The sequence below is a fragment of the Streptomyces sp. NPDC001153 genome (assembly GCF_053598315.1).
In genome coordinates, this window is record NZ_JBSFJZ010000079.1 from 1 (window position 1) to 22,165 (window position 22,165).

Below are 22,165 nucleotides of genomic sequence, written 5' to 3' on the forward strand. Positions count from 1 at the left end.
ATCGGCGTCGAAGCTGCGCCGCTGCGGCAGATAGCCGATGCGGTCGTTGGCCTGCCCGGCCCGGGCGCCGAGGACCCGTATGTCACCGGCCGCCGGGGGCAGGGTGCCGAGCAGGACCTTGATCATGGTGGACTTGCCGACGCCGTTGGGGCCGAGCACGGCGGTGAACTCGCCGGCCCCGATGCGAAGGTCCACCCCCGACCACAGCGTCCGGCCGCCGACCCGCACGGCGGCCCCGCGCAGGCCTCCCACCGTGCCGCTTCCGGTTCCTTCGGCCGTGTTGTCGTGGCCGTCGTCATGGCTGCCGGTGCGGCGGGTGGGGACGGTGCGGGTGACGGCCTCGCGGGCTTTCGCTATCGGGTTCATGGCTTCAGTTCACTTCCCGGTGGCCTTGGCCAGGGACTGTTCGATGCCCTGCAACTGCGTGGTCTGCCACTGCTGGAAAGTGGCACCGGCCGGTGCCAGGGTCTCGGTCACCGTGGCGACCGGAATGCCCTGCGCCTTGGCCGCCTTGACCTGTGCCTGCACGTCCGGCGTGGAGTTCTGGGAGTTGTAGACGTAGATCTTGATCTGCTTGTTCTTGATCTGCTGGTCGATGGTGGCCTTGTCCTTGGCCGTGGGGTCGGAGCCCTCGCTCATCGCGTCCAGGAACGTCTCGGGGGTGAGCATCTTCAGCCCCAGGCCCTCGGCGAGCGGCGTGACGATGGACTCGGAAGCACCGATCGGGGTCCCCGCGTACTTGGCCTTGGTGTCGGCTATGAGCTTGTTGTAGCCGGCAAGCGTCTTCGTCTCGAAGGTCGTCTTCTGCTGGTCGAAGTAGGAGGCGTCGGCCGGGTCGGCCTTCTTGTAGTCCGCGGTGATCTTCTCGATGACCTGGTGGACGTTGGCCGGGGAGTACCAGCGGTGCGGGTTGCCGCCCGGCTTGATCCCGACCAGGTCGCCGACCTTCAGCTCGGTGCGCCCGCTGCCGGGGTTGGCGGCCAGCAGCTTGTCGGCCCATGCGTCGTAGCCGATGCCGTTGACGATGGCGTACTGGGCGCCGGCCACGGTGCGGGCGTCGGCGGCGGTCGGCTCGTAGTCGTGCGGGTCGGTGTTGGGGTTGTTGATGATGCTGGTCACCTTGACATGGCTGCCGCCGAGCTGGGAGGCGATGCTGCCCCAGAAGTTCTCGGCCGCCACCACCTGGATCGTCTTGCCCGAGCCGCTGCCGCTGCCGGTCGCGGCGGTGTTGCTGGTGTGCGAGGAGGAGGTCGAGCAGGCGGTCGCCGTCACAGCCGTCAGGGCATCCATCGCTTTCCGCCCACTCGGGGAGGTTCAGGGGGTAAACCGACCGGAGGAGGGGAAGGGTTCTACGGCGCGCAGCGGGGAGTGGGAGGCCGTGCCCGGACGAGCCGGGCCCGACGTGCTGGGGGAGGGCCGGGTATGGGCGGGCAGCCCTTGTATCTCGCACCGCGGCTGGGGGAGAGGCTGCGCTTGCTGCTGGAGTCCGGCGAACTGCTGCACAGCCTCACCGATGCCCTCGGATCTCCGCTGAACATGGTCGTGCCCGATCAGCTCTCCGCCAATGTGGAGCAGTTCAGGGCGGTGTACGGGCGGCATCAGCTGTCCGGGCAGGTGTTCTTCGCCCACAAGGCGAACCGGTCCAGTGCCCTGCTGCGGCGGCTGGCCGCCGCCGACGCCGGCGTGGACGTCGCCTCACTGGCCGAGTTACAGCACGCGTTCGGCGCCGGCTTCACTCCTGACCGCATCATGCCACCGGCCCGAAGAATCCGGAGTTCCTGTGGCTGGCCGCGCGCACCTCGGTCACCGTCGCGGTCGACGGCTGCGCCGAGCTGGAGCAGTTGGCCGGGCTGGTACGCAAGCACGCACTTGCCCGGGTGCGGGTGCTCCTGCGGCTGTCGGGGTTCGAGACGTCCGGCGTGCGGGTGCTGGGCCGGCGCAGCCGTTTCGGCACGCCCGTAAGGGAGTTGGAGCCGCTGCTGGCAGCGGTCGAGCGGCATGGTGACGTGGTCGACCTGACGGGTGTGGCGTATCACCTGGACACCACCAGCCTCAGCGAGAAGGCGACGGCGCTGGAAGGCTGTCTGCGGGTGCTGGAGGAGTGCCGGAGCAGGGGACTGCGGCCGGTGGCCGTGGACGTCGGCGGCGGATTCGGCGCCGACTACCTGGCCGACGGGGAGCAGTGGGAGCGGTACACGACCGAACTCACCCGCGCCGTCCTGGGCACCCGGCCGCCCCTGACGTGGGGCGGGCACGGCTACGGGCTGCGCAACGAGGGCGGCACACTGCGCGGCTCGCTGGGCCTGTACCCCGCTCGCCGTCCGGTCGCCGGGCCGCGCTACCTCGACGAACTGCTCGCGCATCCGGCCGCGTCCTTCGACGGCCGCTCCCTGGCCGGGCTCCTCCTGGAGCACCTGTACGACCTGCACCTCGAGCCAGGACGGGCCCTGCTGGACCAGTGCGGGCTGACCCTGACGAAGGTGCTGGAGGCGCGCACCGGGGAGGACGGCGGGAAACTCCTGGTACGGCTCGCGGCCAAGGCCGACGACGTGGCCCTGGAGGAGCACGGGGTGCTCGTGGACCCCGTCGTCGTTCCCCGGGATCCGGCCCGGCCCGGCGAAGGCCCGGTCGCCGTCCATCTCTTCGGCAGCCTCTGCCTGGAGGCCGACCTGGTCACCCGCCGGACGGTCTTCCTGCCCCGCCGCCCCGAGCCGGGCGACCTGTTGGTCTTCGCCAACACCGCTGGATACTGCATGGACTTCCATGCCACGCACGCCCAGCGACAGCCGGTCGCGCGCAAGGTCGCCGCCTGGCAGGAGGGAGGCGTGTGGCGCTGGTGCCTGGACGACGAGTACTTGCCGATCACTTCTGTGGGGGGAGCACAGTGAGGTACGACAGCATCACCGAGGCCATCGGCAACACCCCGCTCGTGCGTATCGACCCGGCCGTGCACGGTCTGGCGTACATCGACCTGTACGCCAAGCTGGAGCTGTTCAACCCGTTCGGGTCGGTCAAGGACCGGGCCGCCTGGAACATGGCCCGTCCGCACCTCGCCGAGGCGGCCGCACGCGGCAGCCAGGTTGTCGAGCTGTCCAGCGGCAACACGGCCAAGGCTCTGGCTGTCCTCGCGGGCATGCACGGACTGACCTTCAAGAGCGTCACCAACCGGATGCGCGTGCCGGAGATCAAGGACCTGCTCCTGCTGCTCGGTGCGGAGATCGAGGAACTGCCCGGCCAGAGCGAATGCCTGGATCCGACCGCCACCGACGATCCCTTGACTCTCTTCCACCGGACCCTGTCCGAGCCCGGCAGCGATTACCTGCACACCGACCAGTACTTCAATCCGCGCAACACCGAGGCTCACCTCACCGGCACCGGCCTGGAGATCGTGAAGGACCTGGACGGCCGCGCCCCGGACTGGTTCATCGCCTGTGTGGGCACGGCGGGTTCTTCCACGGGCGTCGCCCGGGTGCTGCGGGAACACGACCCCGCCGTACACGTCCTTGGCCTGGTCGCGGCCAAGTCCGACTTCATCCCGGGTATCCGCACCATCGACGAGGCACACGAGGTCGGCCTCTTCGACCCCGGCACCTACGACACGATCGAAGCCGTCGGCTCCGACGACGCGATCGAAGGCATGCTGACGCTGAACCGGCGGTGCGGCATCCTGGCCGGACCGACCGGGGGCGCCGCCTACTTCGGCGCCGTACGCCGGCTGAAGGCCGTCGACGCCGAGTTGTCGGAGCGGCGGACGGCCGTCTTCATCGTCTGCGACCGGGTCGAGAGCTACCTGAGTTACGTACGCAAGCGCCGCCCGGACCTGTTCGGCCGCCCGCGCCGCCCGACCTCCTCCACCGACCTGTCCGAGGCCGAGATACAGGCGGCTGCGGCGATCGGTGTCGCCGATGCCCGGGCGTGGATCGCCACCGACGCTCCCCTCGTTGTCGACCTGCGCAGCCCCTTCGCCTACGCCGCCCTGCACATCGACGGCTCGGTCAACATCGTCGACGAGCTCTTCGAGGAACTCCTGAGCGGCGGCCTGCCCTTCAGCCGCAACCGCCCCGTGCTGCTGGCCTGCCCGGTCGGCGAGAAGTCCGCCCGCTACGCCGCCCTGCTGACCCGGATGGGACACCCGGACGTGCGCAGTCTGGCCGGCGGCATCATCGCCTGGCGGGACGTGGGCGCGCCCCTGGTGCGGGACTGAACGCCATGACCACGTGCTCTCAAGGTCCCGCTGTCATAGAGGAGTTACGGGATTGGCAGCGCGCCTTGCGCGCCCAGTTCCCGATCATTACCGGGCATCCGGACCTGGCCTACCTGGACAGCGCGGCCACCGCCCAGAAGCCGCAAGCCGTGCTGGACGCCGTGCAGACCTACCTGACCACGGCCAACGCCAACGCCGGGCGCGGCACCTATCCATGGGCCAACCGCACCACCACCCTGGTCGAGCAGACCCGCGACCGCATCCGGCGGCTTCTGGACGACCCTGCACCGGAGCGGTCCGCCGTGCATTTCGGCCACCGCCGGGACGTCCGGGCCGCGCATGGACACCTTCGACCACCGGCTGAACCTGCTGCACGCCCAGGAACTCCCGCTCGTCACCGGCCTCCCGGGCGGCGGGAACCTGGCGGTCAACCGTCGCACGCTGCGCCAGATCCTGCTGTCCGGGCTGGAGAAGGACGTGCACTACAGCGCCCGGCTCACGCACTACGACGTCAGCCCTGCGGGATCGGTGACGGCGTGCTTCGCGGACGGCACCAGCGCCACCGGTGACGTCCTGGTCGGCGCGGACGGCGTCAACTCCGCGGTGCGCGGCCAGTACCTGCCGCACGCGCGGGTCGTCGACGCCGGGCTGCGGCTGGTCTACGGCAAGGTCCCGTTCACGGACGGGGCGGCCCGCACGATGCTGCCGCCAGAACTGCTCGGACTGTGGACCACCGTCGTCGGCCCGCAGCGGCGCTTCGTCGGGCTTGCCCCCGTGCGCTACCGCGAGCCGGTGAGCCAGGCTGCGGCGCGCCTCGGGCCCGGCATCGAGCTGACCGAGGACAGCAACTACCTGGCCTGCGTGTTCGGTGCCCGGCGGGAGCAGTTTCCCTGCGGCGACGAGGAGTTGTTCGCGATGGACGGCTCGGGGCTGCGGGCGCTCACACTGTCGATGGTGGAGGGCTGGGATTCCCGCCTGGTCGAGACGGTGTCGCGCCAGGATCCCGCCTCCCTCTTCCCGGTAGCGGTGCGCATCAGCGTGCCCGTCGCCCCCTGGCAGGCCACGGCGGTCACCCTGCTCGGGGACGCGATCCATGTCATGAGCCCCGCGATCGGCGTCGGCGCGAACACCGCACTGCGGGACGCGCGCATCTTGACCGGGCACCTCGTGCAAGCCGCCGGCGGCCGTCCGGTCCCTGAGGCGCTGCACGCCTACGAGGAGGAGATGCGCGGCTACGGGTTCGACGCCGTGCGCGAATCGGCTGCCCGCGGGCACCGCCTGGTGGGCCAGGACCGCTGCCGGCCGCCCAGAACTAGGCGTCTGCCTGGCCCGTCACCCGGGCGCACGCCTCGCGCAGTCACAGGTGACGGGCTCCGCGCCCCTCGCACAGTGCCCTTTCCGACAGCCGCCGATCTCATCTCGGACCCGCACAGCCCCCTTCTCTTTTCCGTGTGCCGCCGACGTCGCATCGGCGCGACACCACCCTGCCGCTACCAGGCCGCCCCCACGAGCCGCCCTGCTGGAGGAGTACCGTGCCCGCATTCCGTGTAGCTGTCGCCGGAGCCGGCCTCGCCGGACTGACGCTGGCCCACCACCTTCACCGCCACGGGCTGGACGTGGCCGTCTACGAGCGCGACCCCGGTCTGACCACCCGCAACCCCGGCTACCGGCTGCACATCAACTCCACCGGAACCACCGTCCTGGCCGGCGTGCTGAGCCCAGAGCTGCGAGAGCTGTTCGTGGCCACCGCGGGCATCCCGCGCCAGGAGGCACTGGCCTTCGACGAGCACCTCACACCGGGCACGGTCAGGGACCTCAGCAGTTCCCGCGGCCTCGGCACCCCCGTGCCTGGCCTGCCAGAGCACCTCGTGGTGGACCGCTCCACCCTCCGCAGGATCCTCTACACCGGACTGGAGGACGTGGTGCGCTTCGGCACCCCGGTCACCGGATACCGCGACAACCCGGACACGACCGTCACCGTGCACCTGGGCGACGGCCGCCAGGCCGAAGCCGCGGTGCTGATCGGCGCGGACGGGATCAACTCCGCGGTACGCGCCCAGCGCCTGCCCCAGCACCGGGCTGTCGACCTGGGAGCCCGGCACATCGCGGCGAAGATCCCGCTCACCGACCAGACTCGGACCGCGATTCCCCACGCGCCCTACTCGACCTTCACCCTGGTCACCGGCCCGCACCACGACGTGATCTCCTTCGCCCCGCTGGAACGCAGCAACCCGCGCACACCGCTGCTCGCCAAGCGGGACCAGGCATTCCGGGACGAGGTCGCGAAGGACTTCGCCCTGGGCATCTTCAGCGCCAGGACCGACCGTATGCCCTCCAACTCCGAGCTCTACACGGCCGCACCGACGGCGCTCAAGGACTACGCCCTGGAACGCATCGCCTCGTGGCCCCCCGACCCGACCGCCCTCATCGGCCTGTAGGACACCGACACCGTGCAACCCCTCAGGCTGCGAAGCCATGTACCGACCGCCGCGTGGCGGCCCTCCAGCGTGACCCTCGTCGGCGACGCCGTCCACGCCATGAGCCCGGCACTGGGCATCGGGGCCAACACCGCCCTGCGCGACGCGCAGCTTCTGGGTCATGCTCCACTGCGGCGCCGGACCGCGCTCGATGGCGGGCTTCGCAGCCGGCATGTCCCAGCACGCCCACGTGATCGTCCCGACCCACCCCGGCTTCGACGGCACCGCCCGTCCCGATGACCTCGACACTGTCGCCGACCTCGCCTCCTCCTACCTCGACCTGCTCGACGAGCTCGGCCTGCACGGCGTCATGGTCGCCGGCAGCTCGGTCGGCGGCTGGATCGCCGCCGAGATGGCGCTGCGCGACACCGGAAGCAGGATCAGCGCGCTGGTCCTCCTCGGCTCGACCGGTATCACCCCCGAACCCCCGCTGGCCATCGCCAACCCCGCCGACCTCGGCCCTGTACGCACCTGCGAACTCACCTTCCACAACCCCGACTTGCGCCTCGACCCCGCCGCGCTCAGCGACGAGCAGAAGGCGGTCATGGCCGCCAACCAGCGCACCCTGGCCGTCTACGCAGGCGACCCCTTCTGTCACGACCCCAAGCTCCGCGGCCGACTGCACCGCGTCACCGGCCCGGTCCTGGTGCTCGCCGGCGAGCAGGACGGCATCGTGCCGCTGGACTACGGACGCGCCCTGGCCGACTCCTTCCCCCGCGCCACCTTCGCCCCGATCCCCGAGGCCGGGCACGTCCCCCACATCGAGCAGCCCGGCGCGGTCTTCGCCGCCATCGGCGACTTCGTCGACACCGAGGTCAAGCCCGACGGCGAGTGAGTCGGCCCCGGCCGAGCCGGCCCTCGAGGCGGGGCCGCTCCACCCGCCTGTCAGTCGAGCGTCGACGCCCAGTCCCGCAGGGTCTTGACGTACAGCTGCGGATCGCTCGCGTGCATGGCGTGGGCGGCGTCGGGGAAGGAGCGGTAGTCGCATCGCTGCCCGGCCTGGGTGACGATCCGGCACACCTGGGCGGCCTGGAGGTCGGAGACGGCTCCCAGGAGGGTTCCGGTCTCCCCGTCCACCTTGCGGTAGTGGTGGGCGAACAGGACCGGGACCTTCACCGCGGCGAGCATGCGGGCGTGGTCGTTGGAGGCGGTGGCCGAACCGGTCCAGAAGGCGCGGGCCCACTCCGGGTCGTACTCCTTCATGCTCTGCGGCGGCTCGTCACCGCCGAAGTAGCCGCCCGACCGCTCGCCCGAGCCGTCGCCTGAGTGGCCGGACATCTCCGCCAGGCCGCGGAGCAGCGCGGGCGGCAGCTCGCGCGGGAGCGCCGCGAGGAATCCGTGCCAGTCGCCGACCGACCACTGGTCACCCAGGTAGGTGCTGATGAGCCGGTGCATCGGGCCGACGACCTGGCTGGTGCCCTGGCCGTAGGGCGGCCTGATCTCCGCGGAGAACAGCGGCGCGTCCTCCAGGTAGGCGCCGCGGACGGTGCCGGGTGGCGCGTACGCGGCGAGCCATGCGGCGATCAGTCCGCCGGAGGAGTTTCCTGCGACGATGGCTGGACGGCGGACGTGTCCGATGAGGAACCGGGCCAGGTCGTTGCCCATGTTGTCGACCGTGTAGCGGCCGGGGGTCCAGGTGGAGCGCCCTTGGCCGCGCGGGTCCACGGCGAAGACCTCGAAGTCGTCGGCGAGGAGCTTCATCGCCGCCTCGTAGCTCCACCAGGAGGTCGCCTGCGGCGGGATGAGCACAAGCGCCGGCTTGTCCGTCGAGCCGGTCGTGGCGTGGTTCAGCATGATCTCGCCGGTGTCGAACCTCGCCTGCGGGTAGGCGTGCGGAACGTAGGTGGCGTCAGGGTTGTCGGGGCCGTAGTGCGGCATGGGTCTGGTTCCTCTCCGTGGGTCGTGTGTCGGGCGGCCTGCGCCGGGTGTCCGGCCGGACCCTCAGTCGAAGTAGAGGCCCAGCTCAAGGTCCTCCAGGAGCCCCGGGTGGATGGGCTGCCAGCCCAGCAGCTCGCGGGTCAGGGTGTTGGAGGCGGGCATGTCGTTGCCGAGGATGCGGGCCAGGAACCCAAAGTGGACGGCGGCGTCCTCGGCGGGGACTGCCTTGACCGGGAGGTCCAGGCGGCGCCCGATGGCCTCGGCGATCGCCCGGATCGTGACGCCCTCCTCGCCGACGCCGTGCAGGACCGAACCTGCGGGTGCGTTCCCCAGCGCGAGGCGGAACAGTCGTGCGGCGTCGAGCCGGTGGACCGAGGGCCAGCGGTTGGCTCCGTCGCCGAGGTAGCCGGACAAGCCCTGCTCGCGGGCGGTGGCGATCAGCCGCTGCACCATGCCGCAGGTGTTCGCGTCGTGGACGGTGGGGGCGAGGCGCACGACGGACGAGCGCACGCCACGCTCCGCGAGCGCGAGCGCGGCACGGGCACCGGCGATGCGGGGGCTGCCGGAGGCGGGCGGGGTGTCCCGCTCGCTGCCGACCGGCCCGCCGGAGGCGATGACCAGCGGCCGGTCCGTGTCGGCGAGGGCGTCGCCGAAGGCCTCGATCGCGGCCAGCTCGGCCCGGGCCGCCTCCTCGTGCTGGGTCAGGTCGTGGTGGAACGCGAGGTGGATGACACCGTCGCACTCGGCCGCGGCGGCACGCAGGACGCCGAGGTCCTCGATCGTGCCGCGGACGGCCTCGACTCCAGCGGTGGCGGTCAGGGCGGCTGCCGAGGCGTCGGAGCGGGCGAGCCCGAGGACCTGGTGCCCGGCTCCGGTGAGCTCGGCGACGACGGCGGAACCGATGAATCCGGACGCGCCGGTGACGAAAACGCGCATGACTGATGCACTCCTTGGCAGGTGGATGAGGACCGGTCCTGGGGCGCTGGTGCCGCTCGCCGGCCGGTGAGTCCACTGTGCGTGCGCCCGCACGGGCGGGTCCAATGAATGTTCTGCAGCAGGCGATACGCCGCGCGTATCGGGCCTGCTCCGGGTAGCCTTCGTGCTCCCGGAAGGCCGTGTGGGCGAGGGTTGCCGGGGTTACGCTGAGGTGGTGCCCGACGCCCCGATACCCTCCGCCCCGGTCCTCGATCTGCACCTGGCATGGTGCTTCACGGTCGTGGCCGAGTACCGGCACTTCGGCCGGGCCGCCGAGGCCCTTCACACCACCCAGCCGTCACTGAGCCGTCAGATCCGCCGCCTCGAACAACAACTTGGCGTAAGCCTCTTCGAGCGCACACCGCAGGGCAACCACCTCACCGAGGCCGGAGAGGCCTTCCTCCCCATGGCCACGCAGCTGCTGCGCGCCGCCGAACGCGCCGCGGCCGCCGCCCGGTCCGCTACCCGGCCCGCCCGCATCACCATCGGCCACACGCCCGGCATCATCGTCACCCCCGCCGTCCGCGAACTGCGCCGCCGCCACCCCGACGCCGAGGTGCGGACCAAGCAACTGACGCCCGACGAACCGCGCCGCGCGCTGCTGGACCACCAAGTCGACGCCGTCGCCGCCCGCCTGCCGTTCCCCACCGACGGCCTTGACGTGACCGCCCTCTACGACGAGCCCCGGGTATTGTTGGTCCCGTTGGACCACCGGCTGGCCGGCCGCAGCTCGGTCACCCTGGCCGACATCGCCGACGAGCCGCTGCCCAAGGTACGCGGAGCCGACCCGCTGGCCAGCGCCTTCTGGCGGATCGACCCCCGCCCCGACGGCCGCCCGGCCCCCGACGGGCCGCTGATCGAGACCGCCGCCGACCAGTTCGAACTCGTCGCCGGCGGCCAGGCCGTCACTATCTCCGTCCCCAGCCACACCCTGCGCCCTGACCTCGCCGCCGTCGCGCTCGACGGCGTCGAACCCAGCCACGTCGTGCTGGTCAGCCGCGCCCACGAACGCAACCACCTGGTGGCGGCCTTCCGCGCCCATGCCGTGAGTTTCCTCGGCGGCGCCCAACGCTGCGATGAGGCCGAGGTCTGAGCCTGCCTCACGCGGCGCCCAGCGTCGCGACGATGGTGTTGCGGAGCCAGCGGTGTGCCGCGTCGTCGTCCAGGCGGGGGGGGGTGCCAGCACATCGCGTAGCGCATCGCGCCGATCTCCTGCGGGGCCGGGATGACGCTGGTGGTGCCCGGGACCGCGTGGCGGACGGCGAAGTCGCTCGGCAGGGTCGCCACCAGTGCGGTGCCCGGTACCGCCGCGGCGGAGGCCGCGTGGTAGGGAACGGTCACCGCGGCCCGCCTCGGGCTGCCGAGGGAGGCCAGGCGCTGGTCGCCGTGGCTCTGCCGGCCGTCGGTGACATCGACGACCACGTGGGCGCAGCCCGGGTAATCCCCAGGCGACAGTGCGGGCCGCTGGGCGAAGGGGTGGTGGCTCGACATCAGGCACGAGTCCCCCTCCTCGAAGAGCACCCGCGTGCGCAGCGGCGGCGGTGTGCCGCTGTGGACGAGCAGGTCCACCGGGCCGTGCTCGGCGTCGGCGAAGACCACGTGGTGCCAGCGCGAGAAGAGCACGGTGGAGCGGGGCGACTGCTCGAAGATCCGCGCCAGCAGCGCGCCGCTGAGCACGGAGACGGTGCAGTCGGTCCCGGCGAGCTGGAACGCGCGGGCGGCGGTGGCGGGGTCGAAAGCCTCGCCGGAGAAGACGTGCTCCTGGCGGGGCAGCGCCTGCTGCAGCTCGGCCCGGAGGCGCTCGGCGCACGGGCATGCGCGTCATCTCGGTCGACTACCGGCTCGCCCTCTAGCACCCCTATCCCGCTGTGCTTGATGACGCGCTGGCCGCCTACCGCGCCCTGCTCGACGCGGCCAGCGGCGGCTTCTCCCGGACCGCTTCTCCCGGACCGCCGGCTTCTGGGCGACCGGCGCCGTGGCGGCGAGTCCGCCGGCGCGGGCCCGGCAGCGGCGCTGCTGGTCGCCGCAGGCGACCAGGGCCTGCCGATGCCCGCCGCCGGGGTGGCTGTTCTCCCCCTACGCGGACCTGACCCTCTCCGGCGCGAGCATGACCGGCAAGCAGGCGGTCGGCCCGTCCTTCACCCCGGAGGCGATCGCGGTCCGCGCCAAGGACTACGCCGCTGCGGCGGATCCATCGGATCCCCTGGTCAGCCCGGTCTTCGCAGACCTGCGCGGCCTCCCCCCGCTGCTGATCCAGGCCGGGTCGCACGAACCGCTGCTCGACGACGCGGTCCGACTCGCGGCCCGTGCCGCAGCCGACGACGTACCCGTCACCCTGGAGGTCACCCCCGGCGTGGCGCACCTGTTCGACGCGTTCGCCGGGATGCTGGACAAGGGGGAGGCCGCACTGCGGCGTGTGGCCGACTTCCTGGCCACCACGGTCACCGGGGCTGTCCGGTGACCGGGACGATGGCCGGACCGGTGGCAGCGAGCTCGCCGCCGATGGACGCCACTGCGCCGAGCGGAGAGTTCGGTGCAGCGCCCGTCACGGCTCCGAACCTGGCCACGCGAGGACCGCTGTCGGGCTCTACAGGGACAAGGTCGGCCACATCCAGGCCATCGAGCGGCGGCCCGCCACCCCGCTCCACGCGACCCTTCTGCCAAGCTTGACGCGGGGTTGAACGGGCGAACCGGGGGCACTGAAAGCGTCTCGTAAGGAAGCTCTCCCTACCTTGCCGAGTGAGACAGGCAGTGGCCGCCGCTGCTGCCGTTCGCCGGGAGGGAAACATGGAGAAGCTGAGCGGGTGGGTGATCCGCCATCGGCTGCTGGTGGGCCTGGGCTGGCTGGTGATCACGGTCGCCGGGTTGGCGCTGGCCCCGTCGCTGTCGAGCCGGTTGCAGCCGGGCACGCATGTCAGCGGCCCGGGCTACACCGCCGACGTGGCGATCGCCCAGGGCTTCGGCGGGGTGACCCAGGACCCCGGTGTCGTGATCCTGGACCTGCCGGCAGGTCAGACCGTGACCTCGCCGCAGGTCGCGACGGAACTGAGGGCGGTGGACGCGGGGATCGCCAAGGCGGCGCCCAGCCTGCGGGTGGTCTCCTACGCCTCGACCGGCAGCCGGACGCTGGTCGGGACCGGCGGTACGAGCACGGTCGTCCTGGCCTACCCGCCGAAACCGGGTGACGACATGGCCACCGAGCAGGTCGACGCCCTGACGCAGGCCGCGAAGGCGGCGGCGCCGGACCTGGCAGTGCACGGCACCAGCCTGCGGGCCCTGGAGGCCGGCAACACCACCGGCAGCGGCAACTCCAGCGTCACCAGTGAGCTGATCATCGGGGCGATCGGCGCCCTGGTGGTCCTGGCCTGGGTGTTCGGGTCGCTGCTGGCGCTCCTGCCGCTGATCATGGCCCTGATCTCGGTGCTGACGATGCAGCTGTTCGTCTACGGCCTCACGTACCTGATGCCTTCGTCCTCGCCGATCCACCCGGCGGTGCAGTACATCGTGGCGCTGCTGGGCCTGGGCCTGTCGATCGACTACTCGCTGCTGGTCGTCACCCGCTGGCGCGAGGAGCGCGCGGCCGGCAAGAGCAATGACGAAGCGGTGCGGGCGGCCGTGCGGCGGGCCGGGCACAGTGTCTGGTTCAGCGGGATGGTGGCCTCGCTCGGCTTGTTCGCGCTGATCGTCATCCCCAACTCGATGGTCCGCGGCATCGGCGTGTCCGGCCTGTTCATCCCCTCCACCGCGACCCTGGTCGCGCTGACGCTGCTGCCCGCGGTACTGTCCAGGATCGGGCCGCGGGTGGACTGGCCCCGGCGGGTGTCGCGGCGGCGGCCGGTCAGCCGGTTCTGGACCGGCTGGTCGACGTTCGTGATCCGCCACCGGGTGGCCTCGGCCGTCGCCGGCCTGGGCATCCTGGCGGTGCTGACCGCCACCGCCGCGACGATCAGCATCAGCACGCCGAGCAGCCACGCGCTGGCCACCGCCGGCGCCTACACCGATGGGCTGCACACCCTGGAAGCCGACGGATTCCCCTCCGGGACGCTGACGGCCGTGCCGCTGTACGTGCCGAAGGCCGCCGACGCGGGGACCGTCGTGGCGGCTCTGGATACCGTCTCCAGCCTTCGCGGCGCGGTCGCCCCGGCGGGGCCCGGCTGGCCCGCCGGGAGCAGCGCGATGGTCATCGCCATCCCGCGGCACGAGGTCGGCAGCGCGAACGGCGGCACCTCGCTGGACGACATCCGCCGCAGCGTCCCGCCTGGTGTCCTGGCCGGCGGCGAGGGAGCGCAGAAGATCGACGAGACCAGCGCCACCTACGGCTCGTTCCCGCTGCTGTTCGCGGTGGTCGCGGTGGTCACCTTCCTGCTGCTGGCGCGCGGGATGCGGTCGATCCTGCTGCCCGCCAAGGCCGTGCTGCTCAACATGCTGTCGGTGGCGGCCTCCTACGGGCTGCTGGTCATCGTCTTCCAGCACGGCGTCGGCATGAAGGCGCTGTGGGGCGCGTCCACCTACGGCGCGATCGACGCCCTCGCCCCCGTGCTGATCTTCGGGTTCCTGTTCGGGGTGTCCATGGACTACGAGGTGTTCATCCTGGCCAGGGTCCGCGAGGGGTACGAGCGCACCCGGTCCACCCGGGAGGGCGTCATCGAGGGCGTGTCCCGCACCGGCCGCCTGGTGACCTCGGCCGCGCTCATCCTGTTCTTCGCGCTCGCCTCGCTGGCCACCGCCAACGACGTCACCGTGCGGGAGATCGCCATGGGCCTGGCGTTCGGGGTGCTGCTGGACGCGGTCGTGGTCCGGATGCTGCTGCTGCCCGCGCTGGTCTCACTGCTCGGGGAGTGGAACTGGTGGCTGCCGGACCGGGCCGCGCGGCTGCTGCGGCTGCCGGCGAAGGAGCCCGCCGTCGTAGTCGAGGGCGAGACGTCCGTTCCGCTGCACGTCGGGGATGCTTAGCCCATGCGGGTACTCGTGGTCGAGGACGAGCCGGACGTCGCCCAGGCCCTGGTCTGGGGCCTGACGGCCGAGGGCTACATCGTGGACACGGCGGACAACGGGACCGAAGGACTGTGGATGGCGACGGAGAACGCCTACGACGTCATCGTCCTGGACGTGATGCTGCCGGGCCTGGACGGCTACCAAGTAGCCCAGAGCCTGCGCGAGCGAGAGCGCTGGATGCCGATCCTGATGCTGACCGCCATGACGGACGACCTCGACCACGCCGAGGGACTGGACTCCGGTGCGGACGACTACCTGCCCAAGCCGTTCTCCTACCCGGTCCTGCTGGCGCACCTGCGCGCGCTGACCCGACGGACCCTCGGTGCCAGGCCGGCGGTACTCACCGCCGCCGGCCTGACGCTCGACCCCGCCGCGCGCACCGTCACCCGCGACGGCGCACCCCTGGATGTGACCGGTCGGGAGGCCGCTGTGCTGGAGTACCTGCTCCGGCACAAAGGCACCGTCGTCTCCAAGTCCGAACTGCTGGAACACTGTTGGGACGCCTCCCGCGACGGCGATCCCGCAGTCGTCGAGGTCGTGGTGCACCGGTTGCGCCGCAAGATCGAGACGCTGGAGGCACCTGCGGTCATCGAGACCGTCCGCGGCAAGGGATACGTCATCAGGAGCGAGGAGTCATGACCGAGCACCCGCGCGGCTGGTACCGCCTGGCTCGAACGGCTCACCCCCGCAGCGTGCGGACCCGGGTCACGTTCCTGGCGGGAATCGCGCTGACCGCCGCCGTCATGCTCGGGCTGGTCGTGATGTATCTGCTCCAGGTCGACCAGGCCAAGCGGACCATCGCCGACCAACTGCGGACCTACGCCGTCCAGATCGAGCAGTCCGCGACCGGCCCGATCTTCCCGCGGCCCCTGCCGCCGTCGGTGCTCGACGCTCAGGCCCAGGCGCAGGTCCTTGCGCCGGACGGCACCGTCCTCGCCGCCACCCGCGACCTCGACGGCCGATCCGCGGTGTTCTCGCTCCCGCCCGGCTCCACCGCCCCGGTCCGGCAGGAGGCCGCCGACGGCATCCTCCCCGCCGAGGTCTCCGTCGTCGGCGAGCGCACCACGGTCGGCGGCCGACCGGTCACCGTCGTCACCGTGACCTCAACCAACCAACGCGACCAGGTTGACGAGACTTTCGCCCGGCTCCTCGTCATCGGCGTGCCGGCCACGCTCCTGCTGGCCTGCGGCACCGTGTGGTGGGTCGTCGGCCGCGCGCTGCGGCCCGTGGAGCAGATCCGGCGCACCGTCACCGCCATCACCGCCGCGGACCTGTCCCAGCGCGTCCCGGAGCCAGGCACCGACGACGAGATCGGCCACCTGGCCCGCACCATGAACCACATGCTCGCCCGGCTCGACGACTCCGCCGCACGCCAGCGCCGCTTCGTCGCCGACGCCAGCCACGAGCTCCGTAGCCCCCTGACCGCGATCCGCACCGGCCTGGAGGTGGGGCTGGCCCATCCCGCCCGCGCGCCGTGGCCGGACATCGCCACGCGCGCGGTCCGGCAGACGGGGCGGCTTGAAGAGCTGATCTCCCAGCTGCTCACCCTCGCCAGGGCCGACGTCGGACAACTGGCCGCAGGGCAGGAGACCGTCGATCTCGGCGCGTTGCTCACCGAGATCCGCGCCACCACCACGGCCCCGCACCTGCGGATCGATGTCTCGGTCCCACCAGACACCAGCGTGACCGGCAACCCCGAGGACCTGGCGAGGCTGTTCCGCAACCTCGTGGACAACGCCGTCCGCCACGCCGGATCGAGAGTGTCTCTCACCGCCGGGGGTGATGCGGGCAGCGTGCGCGTGGAGATCAGCGACGACGGCCCCGGAATCCCGGCCAAGGAGCGCGAGCGCGTGTTCGACCGGTTCGTCAGGCTCGACGCCAGCCGGGGCCGCACCAGCGGGTCCACCGGACTCGGCCTGGCGATCGCCAAGGAGATCGCCACGGCACACGGAGCGACGATCGTGCTCACCGAGGCCAACACCGGCGGAGTACGCGCCGTCGTGACCCTGCCGCGCTGACGAGGTGTGTGACACGACGTCGGCTGGCGGCCACGCCGTGATTTGCTCGGCCTGCGTGTGGGCACTGCCGGGTTCTGACGGGCTGGAAGGCCGGGGCGTGGGGGTGGGAGGCGCCCTCGTGCTGGGCAGGGAGCTGGAGACTCCAGCCTGGGTAGATGAGGTTCGGGTTCTGTCGCGAGACTGCCCCGGTGACAAGTACCTGCGGCAGTCACATCCCTCCCTGCACGGGTTTGATGTCTCGCGCGGAAACAAATCTGCACCCGCCCGACGTTGTGCTCTTCTGGTCCAGGAGGGGGAGGTGTCGGGCCTGAAGCTGTTCCACGCGACGAAAAGCGGCGTGACTGAGGTCATGCCGCATCTTGCTGACGTCGAGGCGGATGTGCAGGATCTCGTCGAAGCGCATATGGAGACGATGCTGGGCGTGCGGATCCTGGCGAGCGAGTACGTCATCGACTGCGTTGAGCCCAGCTTGCGGCAGGCCCGCTTGAACTTCCGGGAGTACGCCCTCGCTGCCCCTGTCCGTGTGCATGATCACGCCGCGGACGTCGCCGCCCCGGGTGGCCGCGGCCATGTGGAGTGAGGCCACCACCAGCTCGGCGTCGTGCCGGGCGCCCATCGCGTAGCCGAGCAGCCGGCGGGAGAACAGATCGATCACCGTTGCCAGGTAGAGCTTGCCCTCGCCGGTGTCGATCTCGGTCATGTCGCCGGCCCAGACGAGGTCAGGCTCCTCGGCGGTGAAGTCCCGGCGGACGAAATCCGGGGCGGCCGGCCGTCTGCCCGGCCTGGTCAGCGACCGGCGGCGCTTGACCTTCCGGCCCGCCAGCCCGAGCTCGGCCATCAGCTTCGCGACGGTGTTCACCGACACCCGCCAGCCCCGGCGGATCAGCTCGATGAACACCTTCGGCGAGCCGTAGGTGCCCCCGGACCGATGGAAGATTTCCTCGATCTCCTCCGCCAGGCGCTGCCGGCGCATCTCCCGCTCGGTCGGCGGCCGCTCGCGCCACTTGTAGTACCACGACTCCGACACCCCCAGAGCCCGGCAGGCGATTCGATGCGGTATGCCTTCCTCGGCCTTGCAGCTGCCTGATCAGCCCGACCGCCACGGCCGGGTCCGCCTCAGCTACTTCACCCACAAGGCCACGAATCGCTTGCACACATCACGCTCCATCTCCAGCTCGCGGATGCGCTTGTCCTTCTCCCTGGCCTCGGCCCGCAGCCGCTCCAGCTCCGCCCGCTCACTCTCCCGCAGCCGGCCACCAGCAGGAGATGGCTCTGCCGCTGGCCGGTCCGACGACGGCGACCCATTGCGCAAGGCCCGCGAGACCCAGCTGTGCAGCGTCCCGGGATGGATACCCAGATCCTCGGCCACCTCCGGAATCGGCTTCCCGGTCTCCGTCACGATTCGTACCGCCCCCTCACGGAACTCAGCGTTGTAGATCCGCTTCCTGGATGCCATGACCCCCAACTATCCTTCCGGTCACGGTCTCCAGAGTAGGAGGGGAGGTGCAATCCGCGAAGTGCACGTTCCGCCGGCCTGGCCCGACGCCGACACGTTCGTGGCGGACATGCCGCAGTGGTTCCGCCTGGACCGCAGCCGCGGGCAGGAGGCGGCCGTCGCGCGGCGCGACGACCCGGATCAGCTCGCGCCAGGCGGGGTCAGCCAACCACGGCGACGAGGGCGGTCGTCGCGCCGCGACGACCACGACCGCGTCGGCGGGCAGCGCGGGCAGGAACTCCTCCCGTACCCAGTCGTCGATCGGCGCGAGCAGCTCGTAGGTGTCGAGGAGCAGCACCGCCCGGCCGCCGATGGAATGCGCTTCAAGGGAACTTGGGACTGGCGGCACATGGCGGCCGTCGATCGTGATCGGATCGGCGCCCGCAGCCACGGCGACATCGGCCAGAACATCCAACAGCGCGCTCTTGCCGATGCCGCCGGGACCGTGAAGAAAAAGCACGCCTCCTGCGCCCAGCATCGACCGGAACAGCTCGACCTCACCGGTGCGCCCCGCAAAGGCACGTCGTCGTAGCTCACTCAGCCGCTGTCTGATGATCGTCACAACGGTGGGCGGGTCAGTTGTTGAACGCCGTGGCCACGGCATCTCCGAGCTGATTCAAGACGTCCCGTGAGAGCTGCACGGACGCGGTGAACGAGAAGAAGGCGTGGGTGGCACCCTTGACCGGGAGGTGCGTGACCGGCACGCCGGCGTCGGCGAGCTTCTGCGCGTACTGGTCACCCTGGTCCCGCAGCGGATCGTGTTCGGCGGTGACGATGACGGCGCAGGAAGTCCGGCCAGCTCGTCGCAGCGCGCTGGCGAGACGCGCGGGTCGGTGCCTTCGTCGGGCGTGTTGAGGTAGAGGCCCCAGAACCATTCGAGCCAGCTGCGGCTCAGCAGCGGTCCGGCCATGTTTTGGTACATGGAGGGGCTGTCGTCGAACCGGTCGACCGCCGGGTACGCCAGTACCTGCAGTGCGATGTGAGGTCCCCCGCGCCGCTGCGCTTCCTGCACGAGGGCCGCGGCGAGGTTGCCGCCGGCGCTTTCGCCGAAGTTCACCCTGACGAGCCGAAGTCAGTAAAGACCCCCGCACCCGCTTGAAACGGATGCAGTACCAGTCCCGGCTGCTCGACGGGTTCGTCGCCGAGACCGGACTGGTGTCGGCCCCGCCATGACATCACCCCGAACCGAAAACCTCGGTAGCACCACGCCGCAGCCACCGAAGGCGATCGACTGGGGAGCAGCAAGCCTTTGCCATGCGCGGCTGGTGGCGGTCCCTTTCACGGGAACGGCGCGGGACACCACCGGGGCCAGCAATGGTTCCTGCAGATATCAAGCGTGGAAGACAGCGCCGCCACACACCCGGTCACCGCCGGCACCGGACCAGCTACCGGGTCACGGTGACGGTGACCTCGTAGCGTTCCTGGCCCGGGGAGCAGCGCATCGCCTCGCCGCACGAGGTGCGGCGGGCCGTGATGTGCGCGGTGCCGGGACGGCGGGCGGTGAACCGTGCCAAGGAGGTTCCGCAACCGCGACCGGGCGGGCAAGTGCCAGCGGGGATCGTGCCGCCTCCGGACGGGGCGAGCACCTGCGGGTCCGATCCGGCCGGGGTCGACCAGTAGGTGCTGTGCAGGCGCACCACGACGAGCGTGCCGGTGGGCACCCGGACGGTCGTTCCCCGCGCCCGTTCGTCGAGGACAAGGGGGCTCGAGGAGTGGCCGGCCGGAACCGGGGAAACACCGGAGTCCGGCGGCGGTGTGAGGGGAGAGGATCCGGCGGGTCCGCCGGAACATCCGGTGAGGAGGCAGACCACGGCCGCCAGGCAGGCGACGGTGGCGGGCAACGGGCGCGGCCGGACGGGGCTGCGGCGGGCCGGCGGGTGTGGCATGGGCGCTCCCGAGGGCGCCGCCCGACAGGACTGACGGGCGGCGGCGGAGGGCGGGGGGCGGGGCGGCGGCCCGCCCCCCGCGGTATGGGGTGAGGGTCAGGAGACGGTCACGTCGTCGTAGTAGGTGTACGTCGGGTCACCCGCGTAGTCGTCGTCCTTGTTGGTGAGGGTGAGCGTGTAATTGTGGCCCGGTGTGACGGTGCCGGAAACCTGCTTCCAGCCTGCGCCCTGGGTGCAGGTCTTACCCAGCAGCGTCGTGGTGGTGCCGGACGTGGTGTCCTGGAGCGTGGCCGTCGCCCAGTCGTAGGTCACGGTGTCCGGGCAGGTGACGTTGTACCAGAAGGAGACCTTGCTGGTGCCGGACGGGGCGGTGAAGCTCTGGGAGAGGGAGGACGTGTTCGTCGGGCTGGTCGAGCCGGCCATCGCGCCGTAGCTGCCGCTGTGTGCCGCCGAGGTGGTTGCGGAAGTGCTGCCGCTGGTGGTCCAGCTGGACAGGTTGCCGGTCTCGAAGGTGCCGTTGGTGAGGGTGCCGCCGCCCGTGCCTCCGCCGCCCACGATCGGGTGGGAGATGGCGCAGGAGTTGGTGTCGTTGGACCAGCTGGCCTGCTCGGCGAAGGTGCCGGTGCCCATCTTCACGTTGGCCGCGCCGCCCGTGCTGCCGGGCGAGATCCAGGCGCATTCGTCGGAGTTCTCCTGGCCGTTGTACGAGCTTCCGGTCTGGTTGGTCCAGCCGCCGGCCGGGTTCTGGTCGGACATCATCTCGTGCCACTCGTGGCCGAGCGTCATGGTCCAGCCGTCGAGCGTGCCGGGCGAGTTGACGAAACCGACACCGCAGCCGGCGCCAGAGTCCATGTTGTACGGCTGGTTGCTGAACGCGATGTCACCGTAGGAGGAGGAGACCGGGCCGCCTGTCAGGGTGCTGTCGCCGTTGTAGTCGTGCCAGGCGCAGTACTGGCCCTGGTAGTTGTCCGGGTTGGTGTTGTGCGGCGAGAGGATGACGTAGTAGGCGTCCCGGTTGGACGCGGCGGTGGTGTTGCCGAACTGACTGGCCGCCTTGACGGCCTCGGCACCCAGCTGGTGTCCGGTCGCGGCGCTCGGGGAGGCAGCCGAGTTGTCGTACCACACGCCGGCCAGAACGCCACCGCTCTGGTACGGAATGAAGTTCGCGTTGGACGGGCAACTGGTGGCGCCCGCCGACACGTTCGGCCCGTCACACCACTGGGTGAGATCGGCGGACCACAGCTCGTTACCCGTGCCGATGCCCTTGAACATCTCCTGAGTGACCGGTGCCGCGCCGTCCGGGTCGCCGGAGAACGTGGCGTCGCCACTGCCGTTGGTGCTCTGCGTGCCCCACTGGGAGCCGTAGAAGACCAGGTAGACCTTTGAGTGACCGCTCTGGACGCCGATGCCGTCGATGCCGCCGCCGTAGGAGAGCGTCTCCGGCCCGGTCGCCGCGGTCGCGGCGGGGTGGGCGGCCGACCAGGACTTCATCTTGGCGTGCTGCTGGATGGTCGGCAGGACACCGTGCCGGTACGGGTGCTGGTAGGCCGGGTCGTACGGGTTCGGTCTGGCCGTGTGACCGACGGCCTGGGGGGCGGCTGACGCCTGCGGTATGGAGGCGAGTGCCGCGGCGGTGAGAAGGGACAGCGACGCGAGACCGGTCAGGGTCGCCCGGGCCGCGCCGCGAATGTGGGGTTTACCCATGGGTAATGGGTTCCTTTCTGCGTACAGACCTCCGCCGTGGGTGCGGTGGAGGCGAGCTGCGTGACACGTCGACGGGGGGGCCGGGTGAACCTCAATTCCCCTTCGGCGACGCAGTCTTCGCTGGTCGCAGCAGGTGATGCCCCGTCAGACGGCGAGAAGCAAAGCAGACTTGACGCGTCCGGGTCAATGAGGATGCGCAGGGTTTTCATGGAAAGCGGACCACACCGCTCGCCTTTTCTTCCGTCAATGCGAAGGCACCGAAAGTTGAAGGAAATACTGAGTCAAGAAGTCGGCGCCTGAAGGATCGCAAGCGGCAAAAAGCGGGCGTGCTCGTCGGTGACGAGCCGCGGCCTCGCGACTCACCCTGCGGCCGGGCCGCGGCCTGACGAGGGTCTGCCGCACGATCGGGTGACATCTGAACTGGCTTGCCCTATGGGCCTGGTGGGAAGGATGTCGCTGTGCCCAAGCCTTATCCCGAAGAGTTCCGCGAGGACGTCGTGCGGGTCGCGAGGAACCGCGGCCCGGGGGTGACG

At 71.0% G+C, this 22,165-nt stretch carries 18 protein-coding genes and 6 pseudogenes; 13 read left to right on the forward strand and 11 right to left on the reverse strand.

Annotation, left to right across the window (positions count from 1 at the left end; all coding sequences use genetic code 11):
* Both ACWDEN_RS45485 and ACWDEN_RS45490 read right to left on the reverse strand, forming a co-directional pair.
* The coding region (locus ACWDEN_RS45485) for an ATP-binding cassette domain-containing protein (RefSeq protein WP_450863924.1) at positions 1 to 366 on the reverse strand (366 nt) is incomplete at its 3' end.
* Positions 367 to 375: 9 nt separating this feature from the next.
* On the reverse strand, positions 376 to 1,272 hold the full coding sequence (locus tag ACWDEN_RS45490; protein ID WP_351617655.1) for a metal ABC transporter solute-binding protein, Zn/Mn family: 897 nt from the start codon (positions 1,270 to 1,272) through the stop codon (positions 376 to 378).
* Positions 1,273 to 1,422: 150 nt separating this feature from the next.
* Between ACWDEN_RS45490 and ACWDEN_RS45495 the strand changes: the two are divergent.
* From ACWDEN_RS45495 to ACWDEN_RS45525, 7 genes and pseudogenes are all read left to right on the forward strand, one after another.
* Positions 1,423 to 2,888 (forward strand): annotated as a pseudogene (locus tag ACWDEN_RS45495) (Y4yA family PLP-dependent enzyme).
* Positions 2,885 to 4,204, forward strand: a complete 1,320-nt coding sequence (locus ACWDEN_RS45500) for a pyridoxal-phosphate dependent enzyme (RefSeq protein WP_351617653.1) — start codon at positions 2,885 to 2,887, stop codon at positions 4,202 to 4,204. Before ACWDEN_RS45495 ends, ACWDEN_RS45500 begins: the two are co-directional and overlap by 4 nt.
* A gap of 5 nt (positions 4,205 to 4,209) precedes the next feature.
* A pseudogene (locus ACWDEN_RS45505) lies at positions 4,210 to 4,515 on the forward strand (aminotransferase class V-fold PLP-dependent enzyme); the annotation flags it as partial.
* A 28-nt stretch (positions 4,516 to 4,543) separates the two neighbouring features.
* The gene (locus tag ACWDEN_RS45510) at positions 4,544 to 5,755 is read left to right on the forward strand and encodes an FAD-dependent oxidoreductase (protein ID WP_351617650.1); all 1,212 of its coding nucleotides are present in this window, start codon (positions 4,544 to 4,546) and stop codon (positions 5,753 to 5,755) included.
* On the forward strand, positions 5,737 to 6,642 hold the full coding sequence (locus tag ACWDEN_RS45515; RefSeq protein WP_351617648.1) for an FAD-dependent monooxygenase: 906 nt from the start codon (positions 5,737 to 5,739) through the stop codon (positions 6,640 to 6,642). The genes ACWDEN_RS45510 and ACWDEN_RS45515 overlap by 19 nt, the downstream gene beginning before the upstream one ends.
* A gap of 12 nt (positions 6,643 to 6,654) precedes the next feature.
* Positions 6,655 to 6,921, forward strand: coding sequence for an FAD-dependent monooxygenase (locus ACWDEN_RS45520; protein WP_351617644.1), 267 nt, complete (start codon positions 6,655 to 6,657; stop codon positions 6,919 to 6,921).
* A complete protein-coding gene (locus ACWDEN_RS45525; RefSeq protein ID WP_351617640.1) occupies positions 6,803 to 7,516 on the forward strand; it encodes an alpha/beta fold hydrolase in 714 nt (237 codons plus the stop codon). The genes ACWDEN_RS45520 and ACWDEN_RS45525 overlap by 119 nt, the downstream gene beginning before the upstream one ends.
* Positions 7,517 to 7,566: 50 nt before the next feature.
* Here ACWDEN_RS45525 and ACWDEN_RS45530 read toward each other — a convergent pair whose 3' ends face one another.
* Both ACWDEN_RS45530 and ACWDEN_RS45535 read right to left on the reverse strand, forming a co-directional pair.
* Positions 7,567 to 8,559, reverse strand: a complete 993-nt coding sequence (locus ACWDEN_RS45530) for an alpha/beta fold hydrolase (RefSeq protein ID WP_351617637.1) — start codon at positions 8,557 to 8,559, stop codon at positions 7,567 to 7,569.
* A 63-nt stretch (positions 8,560 to 8,622) separates the two neighbouring features.
* Entirely contained in the window at positions 8,623 to 9,495 is an 873-nt protein-coding gene (locus ACWDEN_RS45535) for an SDR family oxidoreductase (RefSeq protein WP_351617636.1), read from the reverse strand.
* A 214-nt stretch (positions 9,496 to 9,709) separates the two neighbouring features.
* On the opposite strand from ACWDEN_RS45535, the gene ACWDEN_RS45540 reads away from it, so the two are divergent.
* The gene (locus ACWDEN_RS45540) at positions 9,710 to 10,627 is read left to right on the forward strand and encodes a LysR family transcriptional regulator (RefSeq protein ID WP_351617634.1); all 918 of its coding nucleotides are present in this window, start codon (positions 9,710 to 9,712) and stop codon (positions 10,625 to 10,627) included.
* Between the two features lie 92 nt (positions 10,628 to 10,719).
* Here ACWDEN_RS45540 and ACWDEN_RS45545 read toward each other — a convergent pair.
* A pseudogene (locus tag ACWDEN_RS45545) lies at positions 10,720 to 11,319 on the reverse strand (LysR substrate-binding domain-containing protein); the annotation flags it as partial.
* Between the two features lie 190 nt (positions 11,320 to 11,509).
* Between ACWDEN_RS45545 and ACWDEN_RS45550 the strand changes: the two are divergent.
* From ACWDEN_RS45550 to ACWDEN_RS45570, 5 genes and pseudogenes are all read left to right on the forward strand, one after another.
* Complete coding sequence (locus ACWDEN_RS45550; RefSeq protein ID WP_351617631.1) at positions 11,510 to 11,995, forward strand: alpha/beta hydrolase fold domain-containing protein; 486 nt, start codon at positions 11,510 to 11,512, stop codon at positions 11,993 to 11,995.
* Positions 11,996 to 12,321: 326 nt separating this feature from the next.
* A complete protein-coding gene (locus ACWDEN_RS45555; RefSeq protein WP_351617629.1) occupies positions 12,322 to 14,487 on the forward strand; it encodes an MMPL family transporter in 2,166 nt (721 codons plus the stop codon).
* 3 nt (positions 14,488 to 14,490) lie between these two features.
* Complete coding sequence (locus ACWDEN_RS45560) at positions 14,491 to 15,168, forward strand: response regulator transcription factor (protein WP_351617627.1); 678 nt, start codon at positions 14,491 to 14,493, stop codon at positions 15,166 to 15,168.
* Complete coding sequence (locus ACWDEN_RS45565) at positions 15,165 to 16,547, forward strand: ATP-binding protein (protein ID WP_450863929.1); 1,383 nt, start codon at positions 15,165 to 15,167, stop codon at positions 16,545 to 16,547. The genes ACWDEN_RS45560 and ACWDEN_RS45565 overlap by 4 nt, the downstream gene beginning before the upstream one ends.
* A 298-nt stretch (positions 16,548 to 16,845) precedes the next feature.
* Positions 16,846 to 16,992, forward strand: a pseudogene (locus ACWDEN_RS45570) (transporter); the annotation flags it as partial.
* Positions 16,993 to 17,040: 48 nt separating this feature from the next.
* Here ACWDEN_RS45570 and ACWDEN_RS45575 read toward each other — a convergent pair.
* The 6 genes and pseudogenes from ACWDEN_RS45575 to ACWDEN_RS45600 all read right to left on the reverse strand — a co-directional run.
* Positions 17,041 to 17,574 (reverse strand): annotated as a pseudogene (locus ACWDEN_RS45575) (IS3 family transposase); the annotation flags it as partial.
* A gap of 93 nt (positions 17,575 to 17,667) precedes the next feature.
* A complete protein-coding gene (locus ACWDEN_RS45580) occupies positions 17,668 to 18,003 on the reverse strand; it encodes a transposase (RefSeq protein WP_450863931.1) in 336 nt (111 codons plus the stop codon).
* The gene (locus ACWDEN_RS45585) at positions 17,972 to 18,604 is read right to left on the reverse strand and encodes a hypothetical protein (protein WP_450863933.1); all 633 of its coding nucleotides are present in this window, start codon (positions 18,602 to 18,604) and stop codon (positions 17,972 to 17,974) included. Before ACWDEN_RS45585 ends, ACWDEN_RS45580 begins: the two co-directional genes overlap by 32 nt.
* 13 nt (positions 18,605 to 18,617) lie before the next feature.
* Positions 18,618 to 19,099 (reverse strand): annotated as a pseudogene (locus ACWDEN_RS45590) (alpha/beta hydrolase fold domain-containing protein).
* 328 nt (positions 19,100 to 19,427) lie between these two features.
* A complete protein-coding gene (locus ACWDEN_RS45595) occupies positions 19,428 to 19,928 on the reverse strand; it encodes a hypothetical protein (RefSeq protein WP_450863935.1) in 501 nt (166 codons plus the stop codon).
* A gap of 96 nt (positions 19,929 to 20,024) precedes the next feature.
* Positions 20,025 to 21,632 (reverse strand): hypothetical protein, encoded by a 1,608-nt coding sequence (locus ACWDEN_RS45600; protein ID WP_450863937.1) that lies wholly within the window; start codon positions 21,630 to 21,632, stop codon positions 20,025 to 20,027.
* Positions 21,633 to 22,165 lie beyond the last annotated feature (533 nt).

Bases quoted from the DNA above. Each gene is read 5' to 3' on its own strand.
- ACWDEN_RS45510 (WP_351617650.1), top strand. From the start codon at position 4,544: ATGGACACCTTCGACCACCGGCTGAACCTGCTGCACGCCCAGGAACTC.
- ACWDEN_RS45525 (WP_351617640.1), top strand. From the start codon at position 6,803: ATGCTCCACTGCGGCGCCGGACCGCGCTCGATGGCGGGCTTCGCAGCC.
- ACWDEN_RS45530 (WP_351617637.1), bottom strand. From the start codon at position 8,559: ATGCCGCACTACGGCCCCGACAACCCTGACGCCACCTACGTTCCGCAC.
- ACWDEN_RS45535 (WP_351617636.1), bottom strand. From the start codon at position 9,495: ATGCGCGTTTTCGTCACCGGCGCGTCCGGATTCATCGGTTCCGCCGTC.
- ACWDEN_RS45555 (WP_351617629.1), top strand. From the start codon at position 12,322: ATGGAGAAGCTGAGCGGGTGGGTGATCCGCCATCGGCTGCTGGTGGGC.
- ACWDEN_RS45560 (WP_351617627.1), top strand. From the start codon at position 14,491: ATGCGGGTACTCGTGGTCGAGGACGAGCCGGACGTCGCCCAGGCCCTG.
- ACWDEN_RS45565 (WP_450863929.1), top strand. From the start codon at position 15,165: ATGACCGAGCACCCGCGCGGCTGGTACCGCCTGGCTCGAACGGCTCAC.
- ACWDEN_RS45580 (WP_450863931.1), bottom strand. From the start codon at position 18,003: ATGGCATCCAGGAAGCGGATCTACAACGCTGAGTTCCGTGAGGGGGCG.
- ACWDEN_RS45595 (WP_450863935.1), bottom strand. From the start codon at position 19,928: ATGCCACACCCGCCGGCCCGCCGCAGCCCCGTCCGGCCGCGCCCGTTG.
- ACWDEN_RS45600 (WP_450863937.1), bottom strand. From the start codon at position 21,632: ATGGGTAAACCCCACATTCGCGGCGCGGCCCGGGCGACCCTGACCGGT.